15 protein-coding genes, 6 tRNA genes and 1 riboswitch are annotated in these 18,031 nt (G+C 70.9%); of the genes, 11 read left to right on the plus strand and 10 right to left on the minus strand.

Features of this window, described 5'->3' with window-relative positions:
• Window positions 1–184: 184 nt before the first annotated feature.
• From AC0VY3_RS01010 to hrpA, 3 genes are all read right to left on the minus strand, one after another.
• On the minus strand, window positions 185–448 hold the full coding sequence (locus AC0VY3_RS01010; protein WP_475548682.1) for a DUF6274 family protein: 264 nt from the start codon (window positions 446–448) through the stop codon (window positions 185–187).
• Between the two features lie 218 nt (window positions 449–666).
• Window positions 667–741: transfer RNA gene (locus AC0VY3_RS01015), tRNA-Asp, on the minus strand.
• Window positions 742–868: 127 nt separating this feature from the next.
• A complete protein-coding gene (hrpA, locus tag AC0VY3_RS01020) occupies window positions 869–4,816 on the minus strand; it encodes an ATP-dependent RNA helicase HrpA (protein ID WP_475548683.1) in 3,948 nt (1,315 codons plus the stop codon).
• A 130-nt stretch (window positions 4,817–4,946) separates the two neighbouring features.
• Between hrpA and AC0VY3_RS01025 the strand changes: the two genes are divergently transcribed.
• The 3 genes from AC0VY3_RS01025 to AC0VY3_RS01035 all read left to right on the plus strand — a co-directional run bounded on the left by AC0VY3_RS01025 (window position 4,947) and on the right by AC0VY3_RS01035 (window position 7,149).
• Entirely contained in the window at window positions 4,947–5,408 is a 462-nt protein-coding gene (locus AC0VY3_RS01025; RefSeq protein ID WP_475548684.1) for a hypothetical protein, read from the plus strand.
• A 62-nt stretch (window positions 5,409–5,470) separates the two neighbouring features.
• On the plus strand, window positions 5,471–6,283 hold the full coding sequence (locus tag AC0VY3_RS01030) for a DsbA family protein (protein WP_103510104.1): 813 nt from the start codon (window positions 5,471–5,473) through the stop codon (window positions 6,281–6,283).
• Window positions 6,280–7,149 (plus strand): cytochrome c biogenesis CcdA family protein, encoded by an 870-nt coding sequence (locus AC0VY3_RS01035; protein ID WP_475548685.1) that lies wholly within the window; start codon window positions 6,280–6,282, stop codon window positions 7,147–7,149. The genes AC0VY3_RS01030 and AC0VY3_RS01035 overlap by 4 nt, the downstream gene beginning before the upstream one ends.
• A 38-nt stretch (window positions 7,150–7,187) precedes the next feature.
• Here the strand turns inward: AC0VY3_RS01035 and AC0VY3_RS01040 are convergent.
• The 4 genes from AC0VY3_RS01040 to AC0VY3_RS01055 form a co-directional block, all read right to left on the minus strand.
• Window positions 7,188–7,264, minus strand: a tRNA-Phe gene (locus tag AC0VY3_RS01040).
• Between the two features lie 27 nt (window positions 7,265–7,291).
• Window positions 7,292–7,366: transfer RNA gene (locus tag AC0VY3_RS01045), tRNA-Asp, on the minus strand.
• 38 nt (window positions 7,367–7,404) lie between these two features.
• A tRNA-Glu gene (locus tag AC0VY3_RS01050) sits at window positions 7,405–7,477 on the minus strand.
• A gap of 80 nt (window positions 7,478–7,557) precedes the next feature.
• The gene (locus AC0VY3_RS01055) at window positions 7,558–9,225 is read right to left on the minus strand and encodes a metallophosphoesterase family protein (protein ID WP_103510106.1); all 1,668 of its coding nucleotides are present in this window, start codon (window positions 9,223–9,225) and stop codon (window positions 7,558–7,560) included.
• Window positions 9,226–9,337: 112 nt separating this feature from the next.
• On the opposite strand from AC0VY3_RS01055, the gene AC0VY3_RS01060 reads away from it, so the two are divergent.
• The 4 genes from AC0VY3_RS01060 to AC0VY3_RS01075 all read left to right on the plus strand — a co-directional run bounded on the left by AC0VY3_RS01060 (window position 9,338) and on the right by AC0VY3_RS01075 (window position 13,293).
• A complete protein-coding gene (locus AC0VY3_RS01060; protein WP_181010935.1) occupies window positions 9,338–9,688 on the plus strand; it encodes a metallopeptidase family protein in 351 nt (116 codons plus the stop codon).
• Window positions 9,689–9,911: 223 nt separating this feature from the next.
• Complete coding sequence (locus AC0VY3_RS01065; RefSeq protein WP_103510107.1) at window positions 9,912–10,487, plus strand: hypothetical protein; 576 nt, start codon at window positions 9,912–9,914, stop codon at window positions 10,485–10,487.
• A 239-nt stretch (window positions 10,488–10,726) separates the two neighbouring features.
• Window positions 10,727–13,012: a DEAD/DEAH box helicase gene (locus tag AC0VY3_RS01070; protein WP_103510108.1), complete on the plus strand. Its 2,286-nt coding sequence runs from the start codon at window positions 10,727–10,729 to the stop codon at window positions 13,010–13,012.
• Window positions 13,013–13,219: 207 nt separating this feature from the next.
• Window positions 13,220–13,293: transfer RNA gene (locus AC0VY3_RS01075), tRNA-Lys, on the plus strand.
• A 94-nt stretch (window positions 13,294–13,387) separates the two neighbouring features.
• On the opposite strand, the gene AC0VY3_RS01080 is transcribed toward AC0VY3_RS01075, so the two are convergent.
• From AC0VY3_RS01080 to AC0VY3_RS01090, 3 genes are read right to left on the minus strand one after another with little or no spacing between them, the layout of a single operon-like run.
• Complete coding sequence (locus AC0VY3_RS01080) at window positions 13,388–13,564, minus strand: hypothetical protein (protein WP_181010936.1); 177 nt, start codon at window positions 13,562–13,564, stop codon at window positions 13,388–13,390.
• 18 nt (window positions 13,565–13,582) lie between these two features.
• Complete coding sequence (locus AC0VY3_RS01085; protein WP_103510109.1) at window positions 13,583–13,795, minus strand: hypothetical protein; 213 nt, start codon at window positions 13,793–13,795, stop codon at window positions 13,583–13,585.
• Between the two features lie 39 nt (window positions 13,796–13,834).
• On the minus strand, window positions 13,835–14,044 hold the full coding sequence (locus AC0VY3_RS01090; RefSeq protein WP_103510110.1) for a hypothetical protein: 210 nt from the start codon (window positions 14,042–14,044) through the stop codon (window positions 13,835–13,837).
• A gap of 176 nt (window positions 14,045–14,220) precedes the next feature.
• Here AC0VY3_RS01090 and AC0VY3_RS01095 point away from each other — a divergent pair.
• From AC0VY3_RS01095 to AC0VY3_RS01110, 4 genes are all read left to right on the plus strand, one after another.
• Window positions 14,221–14,294: transfer RNA gene (locus tag AC0VY3_RS01095), tRNA-Met, on the plus strand.
• Between the two features lie 107 nt (window positions 14,295–14,401).
• The gene (locus AC0VY3_RS01100) at window positions 14,402–15,148 is read left to right on the plus strand and encodes a MerR family transcriptional regulator (protein WP_475548686.1); all 747 of its coding nucleotides are present in this window, start codon (window positions 14,402–14,404) and stop codon (window positions 15,146–15,148) included.
• 141 nt (window positions 15,149–15,289) lie between these two features.
• On the plus strand, window positions 15,290–16,513 hold the full coding sequence (locus tag AC0VY3_RS01105) for a PP2C family protein-serine/threonine phosphatase (protein WP_103510112.1): 1,224 nt from the start codon (window positions 15,290–15,292) through the stop codon (window positions 16,511–16,513).
• A gap of 210 nt (window positions 16,514–16,723) precedes the next feature.
• Window positions 16,724–16,876: riboswitch (cyclic di-AMP (ydaO/yuaA leader) on the plus strand.
• 11 nt (window positions 16,877–16,887) lie between these two features.
• Entirely contained in the window at window positions 16,888–17,922 is a 1,035-nt protein-coding gene (locus tag AC0VY3_RS01110) for a M23 family metallopeptidase (protein ID WP_242735207.1), read from the plus strand.
• The last annotated feature ends 109 nt before the right edge of the window (window positions 17,923–18,031 follow it).

The following is an 18,031-nucleotide window of genomic DNA, read 5'->3' on the forward strand; positions in this document are numbered from 1 at the left end:
CGCGGTGGGACAGCCCCGGACGGAACGGTCCTCGCGAGTTCACCGCCCCCGTGCAATTGCACATATTAAATTCACCAGTTGTAGGGGAGGCGTAAAATCCCCCGGTCTGAAAACTCTTTCGGTGACTACCGTCACACTGCCCGATGCTTGCCAACTCCGAGCCTGCCACTGTCGGAACGCGGAGTCACCCGGCCGATGGTCGTGTCGTCGGGGGTCTTTCGTCCTCGCTCCCGTCCGGCCGCCCGGCGGCGTCCTGGGAGGCGTCGGAGCGGTCCGGGGTGGTCTCGGCCGCTTCTCCCGCTCCCGGGGCCGCTCCGGGCTCCATGGCGAGGCGCAGGAGACGGTGGCAGACCGCGCAGTGCCGGGTGAGGTGGCGATAGGCGGAAGCGGCCGCCAGATGGGCGCGCAGCAGTGCGCGGGTCTCGTGTCGTGCTGTGGGCGCGGACATACGAGCCACCTCCCGGTGGGCCCGGCCCGGCCGCCCCCCGCCGTGAGAGCGCCGACAAGCACCGACAAGCACCGACAAGCGCCGGGGAGCACCGGGGGAGGCCGAGAAACAGGGACAGTCTCTGCTTCTACGGGGTACCGGCGGCAGATGCCGCCGTCAAGACGCGGTGCAGGACGCGAGAAAGCCCGGATCGAAACGATCCGGGCTTTCTTCTGCTGCGGTCCTGACGGGATTTGAACCCGCGGCCTCCACCTTGACAGGGTGGCGAGCACTCCAAACTGCTCCACAGGACCAGGTTTTCGCCGCTTGCCTTGCGGCTTGCTGCGAAACCAGACTGTACAGGAGGTGGGAGGCCCAGGTCGACTTCACTCCTGGTGGTGACTCCGTCACCGTCCCCCGGGCCCCGCCGGAGCCTCCGTGTCAGGGCGCCAGCGCGTCGATCGCCTTCACGATCCGCTTGTCCGAGACGGGGAACGCGGTACCCAGCGCATGAGCGAAGTAGCTCACCCGCAACTCCTCGATCATCCAGCGGACGTCCAGCACCTCCTGCGGCACCGGCCTGCCCTGCGGGAGCTGTTCGAGCAGCCAGGCGTACTCGTCCTGCATCTCGTGGACCTTCGCCATCCGCGTGGTGTCCCGCTGGACGGCCGTCGGCATCTGCTGGAGCCGCCGGTCGACCGCCACGAGGTAGCGCATCAGGTCCGGCAGCCGGCGCAGTCCGGTGGCCGTAACGAAACCGGACGGTACGAGTCTGGCCAGCTGCTCGCGCACGTCGGTGACGTTGGCCACCAGCGTCAGGCTGTTCGTCGACTTCAGCCGGCGCTCGCTCGCCTGCCAGGCGGCCAGGATCTGCTGCACCTGGTCGATCGTGCGGACGGTCAGGTCCACGAGATCGGCGCGGACCTTGTCGTACAGCGTCCGGAACGCCTTCTCGTCCCACGCGGGACCGCCGTGCGCGGCGATCAGCCGGTCGGCCGCGGCGGTGGCGCAGTCCTCGAAGAGGGCCTGCACCGAACCGTGCGGATTACGGGACAGGGCCAGCTTCTGCTGATTGCCCAGCCGGTCCGACGCGAACTTCGCCGGGTTCACCGGGATGTTCAGCATGATCAGCCGCCGGGTGCCGCGCCACATCGCCTGCTGCTGCTCGGCCTCGGTGTCGAAGAGCCGTACGGCGACGGTGTCGCCCTGGTCGACGAGGGCCGGGTACGCCTTGACCGGCTGGCCCGCACGCCGGGTCTCGAAGACCTTGTTCAGCGTGCCGATCGTCCAGTCGGTGAGGCCCGAGCGCTCGATGGACTCGCCGGACGGCCCCGCGGTCGCCGCGGCCGCCTTGGAGAGCGCCTGCCGGGCCTTCGGCCGCAGCTGGAGCTTCAGCGCCTCCAGGTCCTTGTCCTCGGCGACCTTGCGCCGCCGCTCGTCCACGATCCGGAACGTGATCTTGAGGTGGTCCGGGACGCGGGAGAGGTCGAAGTCGTCCGCGGTGACCGGCACGCCGACCATCCGCTGGAGCTCACGCGCCAGCGTCTGCGGCAGCGGCTCCTGGAGCGGGACCGCCCGGTCCAGGAACTTGTCGGCGTAGTTCGGCGCGGGGACGTAGTGCCGGCGGATCGGCTTCGGCAGCGAGCGGATCAGCTCGGTGACGACCTCCTCGCGCAGCCCCGGGATCTGCCAGTCGAAGCCCTCGGACGTCACCTGGTTGAGCACCTGGAGCGGTACGTGCACGGTCACGCCGTCCGCGTCCGCGCCGGGCTCGAACTGGTACGTCACCTTGAACTTGAGCTTCCCCTGCCGCCAGGAGTCCGGGTAGTCGTCCTTGGTGACGGCCCCGGCCTTCTCGTTGATCAGCATGGAGCGCTCGAAGTCGAGCGCGTCCGGCTCCTCGCGCTTCTTGTTCTTCCACCACGAGTCGAAGTGCGCCCCGGACACGATGTGTTCGGGAATCCGCTGGTCGTAGAAGTCGAAGAGCGTCTCGTCGTCCACGAGGATGTCGCGGCGGCGAGCGCGGTGCTCCAACTCCTCGACCTCGCCGAGCAGTTTGCGGTTGTCGTGGAAGAACTGGTGGTGGGTGCGCCAGTCGCCCTCGACCAGGGCGTTGCGGATGAACAGATCCCGCGAGGCCTCCTGGTCGATACGTCCGAAATTGACCTTGCGCTGGGCGACGATCGGCACGCCGTAAAGGGTGACCCGCTCGTACGCCATCACCGCCGCCTGGTCCTTCTCCCAGTGCGGCTCGCTGTAGGTGCGCTTCACCAGGTGCTGGGCCAGCGGCTCGATCCACTCGGGCTCGACCTTGGCGTTGACCCGCGCCCAGAGCCGTGAGGTCTCCACCAGCTCCGCCGACATCACGAACCGGGGCTGCTTCTTGAACAGCGCCGACCCCGGGAAGATCGCGAACTTGGCGTTGCGCGCGCCCACGTACTCGTTCTTCTCGGTGTCCTTCAGCCCGATGTGCGACAGCAGCCCGGCCAGCAGCGAGGTGTGCACCGCCTGCTCGGGAACCGACGCCTCGGCCTTGGGCTCCTCGACCGTGATGCCCATCTGCTTCGCCACCGTACGCAGCTGCGCGTAGATGTCCTGCCATTCGCGAATGCGCAGGAAGTTCAGGTACTCCTGCTTGCACATCCGGCGGAACGAGGACGAGCCGCGCTCCTTCTGCTGCTCGCGCACATAGGCCCAGAGGTTCAGATACGCCAGGAAGTCGGACGTCTCGTCCTTGAACCGGGCGTGGTTCTGGTCGGCCTGGGTCTGCTTCTCCGCGGGCCGCTCGCGCGGGTCCTGGATGGAGAGCGCGGCGGCGATGACCATGACCTCACGGGCACAGCCGTTCTTGTCGGCCTCGATGACCATGCGGGCCAGGCGCGGGTCGACGGGCAGCTGGGAGAGCTTGCGGCCGAGCGGGGTGAGGCGCTGCCCCTTCTTCCCCTCCTGGGGGGACTTCTCCCCGTGCTCCAGCGCCCCCAGCTCCTGGAGGAGCTGGATGCCGTCGCGGATGTTGCGGTGGTCCGGCGGGTCGATGAAGGGGAACTTCTCGATGTCGCCGAGCCCGGCGGCGGTCATCTGGAGGATGACGGAGGCCAGGTTGGTCCGCAGGATCTCCGGGTCGGTGAACTCCGGCCGGGTGACGAAGTCGTCCTCCGAGTACAGCCGGATGCAGATGCCGTCCGACGTACGGCCGCAGCGGCCCTTGCGCTGGTTGGCGCTGGCCTGGGAGATCCGCTCGATCGGCAGCCGCTGGACCTTGGTGCGGTGGCTGTAGCGGGAGATCCGGGCGTTGCCCGGGTCGATCACGTACTTGATGCCGGGGACCGTCAGCGAGGTCTCGGCCACGTTGGTCGCGAGGACGATACGGCGTCCGGTGTGGCGCTGGAAGACGCGGTGCTGCTCGGCGTGCGAGAGGCGCGCGTAGAGCGGGAGCACCTCCGTATGTCTGAGGTTCCGCTTGTTCAGCGCGTCCGCCGTGTCCCGGATCTCGCGCTCCCCGGAGAGGAAGACCAGGACGTCGCCCGGGGCCTCGTGGCCCAGCTCGTCGACGGCGTCGCAGATCGCGGTGATCTGGTCCCGGTCGGAGTCCTCGCTGTCATCCTCCAGCAGGGGCCGGTACCGCACCTCGACCGGATACGTACGCCCGCTGACCTCCACGATCGGGGCCTCGCCGAAGTGGCGCGCGAACCGCTCCGGGTCGATGGTCGCCGAGGTGATGACGACCTTCAGATCCGGGCGCTTCGGGAGCAGCCGGGCCAGATAGCCGAGCAGGAAGTCGATGTTGAGGGACCGCTCGTGGGCCTCGTCGATGATGATCGTGTCGTACGCCAGCAGCTCGCGGTCCGTCTGGATCTCGGCGAGCAGGATGCCGTCCGTCATCAGCTTCAGATACGTCGACTCCGGGTTCACCTGGTCGGTGAAGCGGACCTTCCAGCCGACCGTCTCGCCCAGCGGCGTCTTCAGCTCGTCCGCGACCCGCTCCGCGACCGTACGGGCGGCGATCCGGCGGGGCTGGGTGTGCCCGATCATGCCCCGGACGCCGCGCCCCAGCTCCATACAGATCTTGGGAATCTGCGTGGTCTTCCCGGACCCGGTCTCACCGGCGACGATCACGACCTGGTGGTCGCGTATCGCCTCCAGGATCTCGTCCTTCTTCTGGCTGACCGGCAGCTCTTCCGGGTACGACAGAGCCGGCAGCCGGGCCGCGCGTGCCGCGAGCCGTCCGGCCGCCTTGCCCGCCTCGGCCGCGATCTCGTCCAGCACGGACTGGCGGGCCTCGGGCTTGCGGATGCGGCGCGCTCCTTCGAGACGCCGGCCGAGCCGGTTCGCGTCACGGAGCGAGAGCTGTCCGAGCTGGGACTGGAGATCGGCAAAGGAAGTAGACATACGGATCCCAGGATCTCACCCGGGCCCGTGGAGTGGCGACCTCATTTCGCGCGGGCTGCGTCACGCGGCACGTACCATTTCGGGCAGTCGACGCTCGTCACCGCCGCTCACGCGAGAAAGGCCCGGTCCCGTGTCCCGTACGCAGTGGTGGAGCCTGACGGCGCTGCTCGCGGTCGTCGTGGGGCTGCTGTGCGGACCGGCGGCGAGCGCGGTGTCCTCGGACGCCGTGCCCGGGGCCCGCGGCGCTGCGGCTTCCGCCCCGGCCTCCGCCACCGCACCGGTGGCCGCCGCGGTTCCGGCCTCCGCCGCGCAGACCCAGGCCGAGGCCCGGAACCGCGCGCGGGTCCCGGTCGCCGAAGCCGCCGACGCGGGCACCACGGTCCCCGGCTGCGGGAAGCTCCGGGACCACGACGGCGAGCCCGCCGTCCCCTCCCGCTCCCGGGCCGCGTACGACCACGCGCCGGGCCTCGCCCCGTGGGGGCTGCCCACCGCGACGGGCGCGCCGTCGGCCGAGCCGCCGCCGGGGATACGGGTCAGGGCGCCGGTCCCCGTCACACCGACCCCGGTCGAGCTCTCCGTGCTGAGGGTGTAGGCGGGCCCCGCCCGCCCCGCACCCGTCCCTTTCTCCTCCCGCACCACAGCACGGAGCGCCGCATGCCCACGCCCAAGAAGTCCACGCCCGCCGCGAAGAAGCCCGCGCCCGGATCCAGGAAGCCCCTCGTCTACGGCGCGGCGGTCGTCCTCGCCGCCGGTCTCCTCGGCTTCGCCTCGTACAAGGCCACCGCCCCCGACGACACCTCGAAGGACACCACTGCCACCGGCCCCGCCGCCGAGGTCTCCGCCGACCCGAACGAGGGCGTCTACCCGGAGCTGGCGAAGCTCGCCCGCCGGGACGCGGACGACAAGCTGGCCACCGGCCGCGCGGACGCCCCGGTCGTCCTGATCGAGTACGCCGACTTCAAGTGCGGCTACTGCGGAAAGTTCGCCCGGGACACCGAGCCGAAGCTGATCGAGAAGTACGTGAAGGACGGCACGCTGCGCATCGAGTGGCGCAACTTCCCGATCTTCGGCGAGGAGTCCGAGAACGCCGCGCGCGCCGCCTGGGCCGCCGGGCAGCAGGACCGCTTCTGGGAGTTCCACCGCGCCGCCTACGCCGAGGGGGCGAAGGAGAAGGGCTTCGGCAAGGACCGGGTCAAGGCGCTCGCCGCGGAGGCCGGGGTGAAGGACCTGGGCCGGTTCATGAAGGACCTGGACGGCGAGCCGGCCCGGGCCGCCGTCGCGAAGGACCAGGAGCAGGGGTACGGGATCGGCGCGACGTCCACCCCGTCGTTCCTGATCAACGGCAGGCCGATCGCGGGCGCCCAGCCGGACGAGACGTTCACGCAGGCCATCGAGGCCGCCGCCGAGCAGGCGAAGGCGAAGACCACCGGCAATGCGGGCAAGGACGCCGGGGACGCCGCCAAGTGACGGCGGACATCGGCTACTTCGCGGCCTTCCTCGGCGGGCTGCTCGCCCTGGTCAGCCCGTGCAGCGCGCTGCTGCTGCCAGCCTTCTTCGCGTACTCCATCGACTCCACCTCCCGCCTGCTGGCCCGCACCGGCATCTTCTACGCCGGGCTCGCCACCACCCTCGTGCCGCTCGGCGCGGCCGGTTCGTACGCCGGGCGGCTGTTCTACGGCCACCGCGACGCGCTCGTCACCGGCGCGGGCTGGCTGATCATCGTGCTCGGCGTCGCGCAGATCGTGGGCCTCGGCTTCGCGTCCCGGCGCATCGCGGCCCTCAGCGGCCGGATCCGCCCGACCACCGCGTTCTCCGTCTACGCGCTGGGCGCGGTCTACGGCCTGGCCGGATTCTGCGCGGGCCCGATCCTGGGCAGCGTTCTGACCGTCGCGGCGGTCAGCGGCAGCCCGGTCTACGGCGGGCTGCTGCTGGCGGTGTACGCGCTCGGCATGGCCGTACCGCTGTTCCTGCTCGCCCTGCTCTGGGAACGCTTCGACCTCGGCCGCCGGGCCTGGCTGCGCGGCCGGGCCGTCCGGGTCGGCCGGTTCGAGCTGCACACCACATCGCTGCTGTCGGGGCTGTTCTTCATCGGTCTCGGCGCGCTGTTCCTCGTCTACGACGGGACGACCGCGCTGCCCGGGCTGCTGGGGGTCGACGACTCGTTCGCGGTGGAGCAGTGGGCGCAGAAGCTCGGCGAGCGGGTGTCGGACGGGGTGGCGCTGGTCGCGGTGGTGCTCGTGGTGCTGCTGGCCCTGGGCGTGCGGGCCTGGCGCCGGCGCGGTGCCGACGTACCGCAGAAGGAGCAGCAGGAGGAGGAGACCGAGAAGGTGTGACACGGCGAAGGCCCCGTCCACCGGACGGGGCCTTCGAGTGGTGGCTGGGGCCGGGATCGAACCGGCGACCTATCGCTTTTCAGGCGATCGCTCGTACCAACTGAGCTACCCAGCCACGCAGCTCACCGAAGTGATCTGCAAGCGGTCCTGACGGGATTTGAACCCGCGGCCTCCACCTTGACAGGGTGGCGAGCACTCCAAACTGCTCCACAGGACCAAGCAATGTGCGAAACAAGTCTCGCACACGGTGAAACGTGCCCCCAACGGGATTCGAACCCGTGCTACCGCCTTGAAAGGGCGGCGTCCTGGGCCACTAGACGATGAGGGCTATTGGCCCGCCGGTTCGCTTTGCAGCGCGTCGGGGACGTGAGAAGCATATGGGATGGGTGGAGCTATCGCCAAAACGGTTTACGGCGAGGGCGTCGGGCGCGCCGGGGAGCGGGTCGGGGAGGGCGAGGAGGCAGGTGGGGAGCCCGGTGAGGAGGTCGGGGACGGGGTGGGTGAGGTGGGGGTGTCCGGCTTCAGGTTCTCCTCCGGAAGATGGCGGCCGACCTCGGCGGTCGTCAGTCCGAGACCGCCCAGCGTGATCTCGTCCCAGGCCTGGAGCCGGCGGGTGGAGCGGTCCATGTAGAGCACCGAGGCGTGCACCTTCTCCGGCTTCTCGTTCTGCACGGCGCGCAGCCCGCCGCCGCCCGTGGAGCCCTCGACCTTCAGCCGGGTGCCGAGCTTCAGCTGTTCGTTGATCCGGCGGTGGAGGTGGCCGGCCAGCACCAGCGGGACCCTGCCGTCGGTCTCCCGGGCGGTGTTCGGGTCATGGGCGACGGCGATGTCGACGGGGGTGCCGGCCTGCTCCTGGTCGCGCAGCGCGGAGGCCAGGCGAGCGCCCTCCAGCCGGGCGGCCGCCTTGCCGCCGACCGGGGCGGTCCGGTCCGGGGTGAAGGAGACGTCGCCGGTGCCCGCGATCCGCAGCCCCCCGACGTTCACCGCCCTGCCGTCGTCGAGCACGTGGACGTTCTTGAACTTCTCCAGGTAGGCCTGGGTGACGGGCGAGTCGTGGTTGCCGCGCACCCACACATAGGGCGCGCCGAGGTCGCGGATCGGGTCGAGGAAACCGTTCTCCGCGGCGGAACCGTGGTCCATCGTGTCGCCGGAGTCGACGATGACATCGATCTCGTACTGCTCGACGAGCGAGGCGATGATGTGCCAGGCAGCCGGGTTGAGGTGGATGTCGGAGACGTGCAGGACCCGGATGGTGCCGGGGTCGGGCTGGTAGACGGGAAGCGTGGAGGTCGCGTCGTACAGCTTGGTGACGTTGGTGACCAGGCGGGCCAGTTCCTGCTGGTAGATGTCGAACTCGGTGACGATCGAGCGGGCGTCGCCGACCAGGGACGGGGCGCTGGAGAGCAGCCCGGAGAACTTCGGCTCCAGGACGGACTTCGGGTTCCAGGTGGCGTAGGCGCTGACGCCGGACGCGGCCAGCAGGGTGAGGGCGAGCCCGCCGGCGGCCAGGGCGCGGCGGGGGCGGCGGTAGACGACGAGGCCGAGCGCGGTAGCGCCGGAGACGACGGCGACGCAGGAGCGTACGGCCAGCTCCCGGGTGCCGGCGGCGACGTCCCGGGTGACCTCGTCCTGGAGGTGGGAGAACCGTTCCGGCCGGTCGACCAGGGCCTGCGAGCGTTCGGGGTCGAGGCGGTCCACGTCCACGTCCAGCCGGAGCGGCGCGGTGTGCGAGTCCAGCTCCAGGGCCCCGAGCGGAGACACGTTGATCTTGCTGCCGCCGGTGAGGGAGGGGCGCAGGGTCATGCTGGTGTCCATGGGGCCGACCGGAGTACGGATGGAGCCCACGGCGAGCAGTCCCAGCCAGGCCCCCAGCACGACCACGGCGAGCATGCCGAGGGCGCGGAGGTACGGGCGGCGGGCGGGGCTCGTCAGGTCGCCGGGGGTCGCGGCGCCGGTGCGCGTGCGGGTGCTGGAGCCGGCCGGGGTGCCGGTGCGGGTGCGGGGCTTCGGGCGGACGAGCTGGCTGAGGCGGTGCCGGACGCGGTCGGCTGCGGCACGGAACGGGACGCGGACCATTGGGCCCGTATGCCCCGCTACGGCCTCCGTCATGCCGGGCGGCGGACGCGGTCATGAGTCCGGGCCGGCCGCAATCTGCCCGCACCCGGCCCCCGTACGTGACAATGGCGGGGTGCTGGAGATGACGCGGGAACAGTTCGAGGAGCTGGTGAGCCAGGCTCTGGACCGGATTCCGCCGGAGCTGACGCGGCTGATGGACAACGTGGCGGTGTTCGTCGAGGACGAACCCGACCCGGGCGATCCCGACCTGCTCGGGCTCTACGAGGGCACCCCGCTCACCGATCGCGGTGAGTGGTACGCCGGGGTGCTGCCGGACCGGATCACCATCTACCGGGGGCCGACGCTGCGGATGTGCGAGTCGCACGAGGACGTCGTCGCGGAGACCGAGATCACCGTGGTCCACGAGATCGCCCACCACTTCGGCATCGACGACGAGCGGCTGCACGCCCTGGGCTACGGGTGAGCTTCTCTCCGGCGCGGCTTTCATCCCGGGCGGCCCCGGCGGCTTGACGGCCTGCTCGGCCGGGCGTCGCGCGGGCGCGTGGTGTTCCGGGCGTGTCTCCGGCGGGGTCGGGGGAGTTGGGCACGGTGCGACGACGCCGTACCGCTCGCTCGTGCTCCCCGCGCGGCCCCGGCGCCGCGCTCGCCGCCCAGCTCCGCCACCCCTCGCCCCGGAGGTGCCACTCGTGCGCCAGTTGTCCGCCCCTGTCCGCTGGGCCGCCGTCACCGCGCTGACGATCGCCGCGTCCACCGGCTGTATGAGCGTCGGTGAGGACGGCGCCGGAGGGCCCGGGCCCTCCCGCTCCGCCGGTCCGAAGGGCTCCGCCGCCGACCCGGCCGGGGACACGGTTCCCGGATCCGAGCAGGCCGGGGGGCGCGGCGGGGACGCCCACCCGCACTCGGACCGGGGCGCCCCCGGGAGCAGCAGCCCGAGTCCGGACGCCTCCGGCGCTGTGCCGTCGGCCACCCCCGAGGGCTCGCGTCCCGAGCCCGGGGCTCCGGTTCCCACCCGGGGCGGCCCGCAGCCCTCGCCGACACCCTCGACGCCGGGGCCGGGGGAGCCGCCGCCCACCACCCCGGAGCCGCCGGCACCGCCGACGCCCGACCCGGACCCGGAGCCCGAGCCGGAGCCCACCGATCCGCCGGAGCCGCCCCCCTCGGCCTCGCCCGCCGCCCAGCTGCGGGCCCATGCGATGAGCGGACCGGAGGGTGCCGGGCCGCTGCGGACCCCGGAGGCATCACCCCAGGTGGGGCCGGTGTAGCCGAGGGGTCGCGGCGGCTGGTTTGCGCAATGCGGGTGAGAGTGCGTATGGTGGTAGATCGTTTGATCCCATTGCCCGGCGCCGACACAGAAGAGCGCCGTGTGGCGCGTACTCTCCCTTGCCGTGGCTGGACCGCATTGAGGCGGTCGAAATTGCGAATCACGGAGTTATGGGCGCGTGCCGAGACTCCGGAAGGTTTCGCATTTCGCATGTCAATTTCCAGTTCTGACCACACCGTCATGCCCGAGAACGTCGACAACGCCGCGCTCGCCGAGCTCGTCGAGGCCGCTGTGACCGAGGCCCCCGCCGGCGCCACCGCCCCGGCCGCCGAGAAGACCGTCGTCGAGGAGCCCGCCGTCGCCGAGAAGTCCGTCGCGGACTTCATCACCGACGCGGACGCGCAGACCGAGGCCCCCGAGGCTGCTGACGCCCCCGAGGCCGAGGCGTCCGAGACCCCCGCCGAGCCGACCGTCACCTTCGGCGACCTGGGCCTGCCCGAGGGCATCGTCCGCAAGCTCGCGCAGAACGGTGTGACCGCCCCCTTCCCGATCCAGGCGGCGACCATCCCGGACGCCCTGGCCGGCAAGGACATCCTCGGCCGCGGCCGTACGGGCTCCGGCAAGACGCTCTCCTTCGGCCTGCCGCTGCTGGCCTCGCTCTCCGGTGGCACCACCGAGAAGAAGAAGCCGCGCGGCATCATCCTCACCCCGACCCGTGAGCTCGCGATGCAGGTCGCGGACGCGCTGCAGCCGTACGGCGACGTGCTCGGCCTCAAGATGAAGGTCGTCTGCGGCGGTACGTCGATGGGCAACCAGATCTACGCGCTGGAGCGCGGTGTCGACGTCCTCGTCGCCACCCCGGGCCGACTGCGCGACATCATCAACCGCGGCGCCTGCTCCCTGGCGAGCGTCCAGGTCGCCGTCCTCGACGAGGCCGACCAGATGTCCGACCTGGGCTTCCTGCCCGAGGTCACCGAGCTGCTCGACCAGATCCCCGGTGGCGGTCAGCGGATGCTCTTCTCCGCCACCATGGAGAACGAGATCGGCACGCTGGTCAAGCGCTACCTCTCCAACCCGGTGACGCACGAGGTCGACAGCGCCCAGGGCAACGTCACGACCATGTCGCACCACGTCCTCGTCGTGAAGCCGAAGGACAAGGCGCCGGTCACGGCCGCCATCGCCGCCCGCAAGGGCCGCACCATCATCTTCGTCCGCACCCAGCTGGGCGCGGACCGCATCGCCGAGCAGCTCATCGAGTCCGGCGTGAAGGCCGACGCGCTGCACGGCGGCATGACCCAGGGCGCCCGTACGCGGGTCCTGGAGGACTTCAAGAAGGGTTACGTCAACGCGCTCGTCGCGACCGACGTCGCCGCCCGCGGTATCCACGTCGACGGCATCGACCTGGTCCTGAATGTGGACCCGGCCGGTGACCACAAGGACTACCTGCACCGCTCGGGCCGTACCGCCCGCGCCGGCAAGTCCGGTGTCGTCGTCTCGCTGGCGCTTCCGCACCAGCGCCGCCAGATCTTCCGCCTGATGGAGGACGCGGGCGTCGACGCCTCGCGCCACATCGTCCAGGGCGCGGGTGTCTTCGAGCCGGAGGTCGCCGAGATCACCGGCGCCCGTTCGCTCACCGAGGTCCAGGCCGACTCCGCGAACAACGCCGCCAAGCAGGCCGAGCGCGAGGCCGCCGACCTGACGAAGCAGCTGGAGCGCGTCCAGCGCCGCGCCGTCGAGCTGCGCGAGGAGGCCGACCGCCTGGTCGCCCGTGCCGCCCGCGAGCGGGGCGACGACCCCGAGGCCGCGGTGGCCGAGGTGGCCGCCGAGGCCGAGGCCGCCCTCGTGGCCGCCATCTCGGTCCCCGAGCAGCCGGCCGCCCGTGACGAGCAGCGTCGCGACGAGCGGGGCAACTACGAGCGCCGCGACAACCGCGGTGGCGACCGTGGCGGCTACCGCGGCAACGACCGTCGCGATGACCGTCCGTCGGGTGGTTTCCGTTCCGGTGGCGACCGTCGTGACGACCGTGGTGGCCGTTCCTTCGAGCGTCGTGACAACGACCGCCCGTCCTTCAACCGCGACCGTCGTGACGACCGCCCCTCCGGTGGTTTCCGTTCCGGTGGCGACCGTCGTGACGACCGTGGTGGCCGTTCCTTCGAGCGTCGTGACAACGACCGCCCGTCCTTCAACCGCGACCGTCGTGACGACCGCCCCTCCGGTGGTTTCCGTTCCGGTGGCGACCGTCGTGACGACCGTGGTGGCCGTCCGTTCGAGCGTCGTGACAACGACCGCCCGTCCTTCAACCGCGACCGTCGTGACGACCGCCCCTCCGGCGGTTTCCGCTCCGGTGGCAGCGACCGCCCGTTCAACCGTGACCGTCGTGACGACCGCCCCTCCGGCGGTTTCCGCTCCGGCGGCGGCGACCGCCCGACCGGCCGTCGTGACGACCACCGCGGCGCCAACACCGGAACCAACACCGGTTCCTTCGGCCGCCGCGACGACAAGCCGCGCTGGAAGCGCAACGGCTGACCCCCGCCCGGCCGACACCCGGCCGAGCAGGTCCGCCTGACAGACCGGCAGGGCCCGTACGCCACCGAACCGACTCGGTGGCGTACGGGCCCTGTTGCTGTCCCGGGCAGCCGGAAGCCCGCCCTCCGGAAGCCGCGACGGGCCCGACACCGATACCGGATCGGATGCCGGGACCGGGCGGGCTATGCTCGTGGGGTGATCAGTCGAGGGCCGTTAGCTCAATTGGTCAGAGCAGCGGACTTTTAATCCGTTGGTTGTGGGTTCGAGTCCCACACGGCCTACCGATCGCGGGGCAGAGGGTTCCTCTGCCCCGCGGGTTGTCAGAAGGGCCTCGACCGGCTTCCGCCGGTCGAGGCCCTCTGCCATTTCCCGGTCCTACTTCTTACGGTGGATCGCCACAGGGATCACGAGGACCAGGGCGCGCACGCCGATGAGCAGGACGCCCAGCAGCCAGTACTCGCTGGGGCTCTTGCCCCAGATCAGCGCCCAGGCGGCGAACACCACGCAGACCAGCGCGGCGAACCCGGCGAGTTTCTTGATCACTTCATTCATCGGACCGGTTCTCCTGCGTCAGCACTTGGTGGTGTTCCACTGCAGCGGGATGGGCGGCGGTAGCGAGTACTTCATCTTCACGCACTTGCCGGCCTTGTCGGCGTTCTTGAACGTGCTGGTGATGCTGCCGAGGGAGTCGTACACCGTCAGCGCGCAGCCCGCGCCGACGACCCCCGGAAGGAAGCCGCAGAGTGCGGCGGCGTACTTCGCCTTGGTCATGCCCTTGGCCATGCGTTTGGTCTCGGCGCGGTTGTACTTGGCGTAGATCCCTCACCCCCAGGTGACCTTGGGGTCGGCGACGTCCTCTCCGTCGGCGTCCTTGGCCCACGCCGGGTCGATGTGCCCGGCCGTCACCTCGATGCCGTCGGCCGGGAAGCCGATGTCGTAGCCGCCGTCGTTCGCGGGGCGCAGACCGAACCCCTCGGGCAGTTCGAGCCCGAAGCGGTGCTCCCTGGGCGCCGTGTCGTCCTTCAGGGCCACCAGCGCACGAGCCCGGTATCTGCTGCTTGGTGGAGGTGTCCCTGACCTCCCCGTAACCGGAGCCTCCGTCGCCCGGGTGGGGTTGCCTCAGCAGCGGCGACTGCGACCGGGGTCACGTGGCCTGGGGAAAAGTGGTCGGAGCAGCCGCTCCGATGCCGTAGAGTTGGGTTTACCGACGCGGGGTGGAGCAGCTCGGTAGCTCGCTGGGCTCATAACCCAGAGGTCGCAGGTTCAAATCCTGTCCCCGCTACTGAAGGCCCGGGCCCGGCACGCACAGCGTGCCGGGCCCGAGTCGTTTCCGGGGCCCGGTCGAGCACGCTTGACCTTGACGCAGCGTAAAGATCTAGCGTTTCCGGCATGGAGTGGTCCATTCAGGAAATCGCCCGCCGGGCCGGCACCACGAGCCGCACGCTCCGGCACTATGGGGACCTCGGTCTCCTCGCGCCGAGCCGGATCGGGAGCAACGGCTACCGCTACTACGACCAGGACGCCCTCGTCCGGCTGCAGCGCATCCTGCTGCTGCGGGAGCTCGGGCTCTCGCTGCCCGCCATCAAGGACGTGCTGGAGGGGCAGCGGGACACGGCCGTGGCGCTGCGGGCGCATCTGCGCCTGCTCGAACAGGAGCAGGAGCGCATCGGGCGGCAGATCGCCTCGGTGCGGACCACTCTCCACAAGACCCAGGAGGGGATGGAACTCATGGCCGATGAAGTGTTCGACGGCTTCGACCACACCGCTCACGAGCAGGAGGTGACCGAGCGCTGGGGCCGGGACGCGTACGAGGAGGGCGACCGCTGGTGGCGTTCGCTCGGGGACGGGGAGAAGAAGGCGTTCCAGGACGAGCACGAGGCCATCGCCCGCGACTGGGGGCGGGCCAGGGAGGCCGGGCTCGCCGCCGACGGGGCCGAGGCGCAGGACATCGCCCGGCGGCACTGCGCCTGGCTGTCCTCGGCCAAGGAGCCCAGCCGTGCGTACGTGATCGGGCTCGGTGAGATGTATGTCGCCGATCCGCGCTTCGGAAAGAACTACGATCGCTACGGGGACGGCACCGCCGCCTTCGTACGGGACGCACTGACGGTCTACGCGGAACACCGGCTCTCCGACTGACCCCGGAAAGGCCGGGACTCCGTTCGCTTCCCCCTATTCGGCCGATGCGGAGTCGCCGCTCGGCGCGGCTCCGGGAAGCCTGGACGGGGCGCGGTACCGTCCGCAGCCGTGGGTGGACCGGGCAGGAGTGCACAGGTGGGGATGGCCGAGAGACGGCGTGGCGGCACGGCGGGGAGCATCGACGCCGTGGGCCGTGCGGTGTTCGGATCCCCGGGAGGCGATGTGACGCCGGGCGGCCGGGGATCCCGGCGGTTCGTCCGGATGCTGCCCGCCCTGCTGATCGTCGGCGGGCTGCTCTTCGACTCGCTGGCCCCGCCCAACTTCACCGCCGTCCCGCTGTTCGTCGCGGCCCCGCTGATCGCCGCACCGTTCTTCTCGCTCTCCAGGACCATCCGCACGGGCATCGCCGCGGTCGTCTCCGTCATCGCGATGCGGCTCTCCGACGGGACGTCCACCCAGGTCGTCCCGGTCATCGAGACGATCACCGTGCTCACCGCCTCGGCGCTGGCCCTCGTCATCAACGCCGTCGTGCGGCGCGGCAACGAGCAGCTGGCCTCGGCCCGGGTGATCGCGGAGACCGCCATGCGTGCTGTGCTGCCGACGCCGGCCGAGCGGATCGGCGGGCTCCAGGTGGCCGCGCGGTACGAGGCGGCGCAGGCGGACGAATTCGTCGGCGGCGACCTGTTCGCCGTCGCGGACACCCCGTACGGCGTACGCCTGGTGGTCGGCGACGTGCGCGGCAAGGGGCTCGGCGCCGTCGAGGCGGTGGCGGTGATCATCGGGTCGTTCCGGGAGGCCGCCGAGCAGGAGCGCTCGCTGGAGGGCGTGGCGCAGCGGCTGGAGCGGGCGCTGGCCCGGGAGGGGACGCGGCGGTACGGGCTGGACGTCATGGAGGGGTTCATCACCGCCGTACTGGCCGAGATCCCGCCCGGTTCGGCCTCGCTGCGCATCGTCAACCGCGGCCACCCGGAGCCGATCCTGCTGCACGCGGACGGCGCCCTGGAGGTGCTGGCGCCCTCGGTCCCCGCGCTGCCGCTGGGGATGGACCTGGGGGTGTGGCCGGACCGGGCCGACGAGTGGGAGATGCCCGCCGGGGCGACGCTCCTCGCGTTCACGGACGGGCTGTCGGAGGCCCGGGACGCGAACGGGGTCTTCTACGATCCGGCGGCCCGGCTGCGCGGCCGGATCTTCCCGGGCCCCGAGGAGCTGCTGTCGGCGCTGACCGACGACGTACGGCTGCACACCGGAGGGCGGACCACGGACGACATGGCGCTGCTTGCGGTCGGCCGGCCGGCGGAGGGGCAGCCGGTGCGCCGGACGACGGTGAAGATCGTGGGCCGGGGCGATGACACGGTGCGTAACTGAAGGGCACCGCTCCGCATAACATTTGACACACCATCAGAAAAAGGGGTGTGGCTGATCCGTGGTCAAGTCGCCCGATTCCGCCCGCTTGTGACCCGTACATCCCTACCGTGCCCCTTAATGATCAACAGGAACAGCTTGGAATCGGGCCCGGGTGTCTATTAACGTTCGATAACGCAGCGCGGTCGTCCCAGCCGTCGTCAGAGACGGCACCGCGCGCGAGCGCCGAATTCCGCAAGGGAACCGGGGAACCACCTACATGGGGTGAATCGGACGCCTGCGTCTCGTGAGAGACGGAGGGGCCCGTAGGAGACCTTCCTGCTCCGAACCCGTCAGCTAACCCGGTAGGCGAGAAGGAAGGAAAGGAGTGCGCCCACGTGGCGTCCAACAAGCCTGCCCCTGAGGCCCCGTCACCTTTCAGTGCCGACACCTTCGGTGACGCGGAGCGGTCCTGGGAGGAGTGGAATCCCACCGAGGAGTCCATCCGGCCCGTGCGCGGCAGGCACCGCGTAGCCAAGCAGCGTGGTCTGGCCCGTAGCTCCACCGTCCTCGGGGTCGGCGTCATAGCGGCCGTCGGTGCGGGTGGCATGGCCACCGCGCAGGACAAGGCCCCGGTCTCCATCTCCCTTCCCGATTCCATCGCGGACAACCTCCCCGACGCCAAGTCCCTTCCCGGCGTCGGGTCCTTCATGTCGGACGCCGCCGAGCCCGCCCCGGTCGCCGCGGCCGCGCCGCTCACCACCGCCGGCCTCACCACCGCCGAGGCCGAGGAGGGCACCACCGACGCGGGCGAGGCCCTGCGCGCCCGGATCCTCCAGCAGGCCGAGCAGCAGCAGGCCAGCGCCGACGCCGAGGCCAAGGCCGCCGCCGAGAAGGCCGCGGCCGAGAAGGCGGCGCAGGAGGCCAAGAAGCAGCAGGACCAGGCCGAGGCCGAGGCCGCCGCGAAGAAGAAGGCCGCGGAGGAAGCGGCCGCGAAGAAGAAGGAGGCCGAGCGTCTCGCGAAGCTCGCCGCCAGCTTCTCCCTCCCCACCTCCTCGTACACGATCACCTCGACCTACGGTCAGTCCGGGGCCCTGTGGTCCTCGGGCCAGCACACCGGTCTGGACTTCGCCGGGTCGGCCGGTACGCCGATCAAGGCCGTGCACGGCGGCACGATCACGTCGGCCGGCTGGGCCGGTTCGTACGGCTACCGCACGGTGCTCCAGCTCGATGACGGCACGGAGATCTGGTACGCGCACCAGTCCTCGATCGACGTCTCGGTCGGCCAGAAGGTCACCACCGGCGAGACCATCGGCCGCATGGGCGCCACCGGCAATGTGACCGGTGTGCACCTCCACATGGAGGTCCGCACGGCGGGCGGTTCGGCGATGGACCCGATGGCCTGGCTGAACAGCAAGGGCCTCTCGGTCTGAGATCCCGGCCTTTCGGTCCCTGTCCCCGGCCTTCCGGCTGACGTACGTCCCCCGTCGCCACCCTCCCCGAAACTCCGGCAGCCCTGACGCACACCCCCCGACGTCAGGG

This window comes from Streptomyces sp. iso_384 (assembly GCF_056172905.1).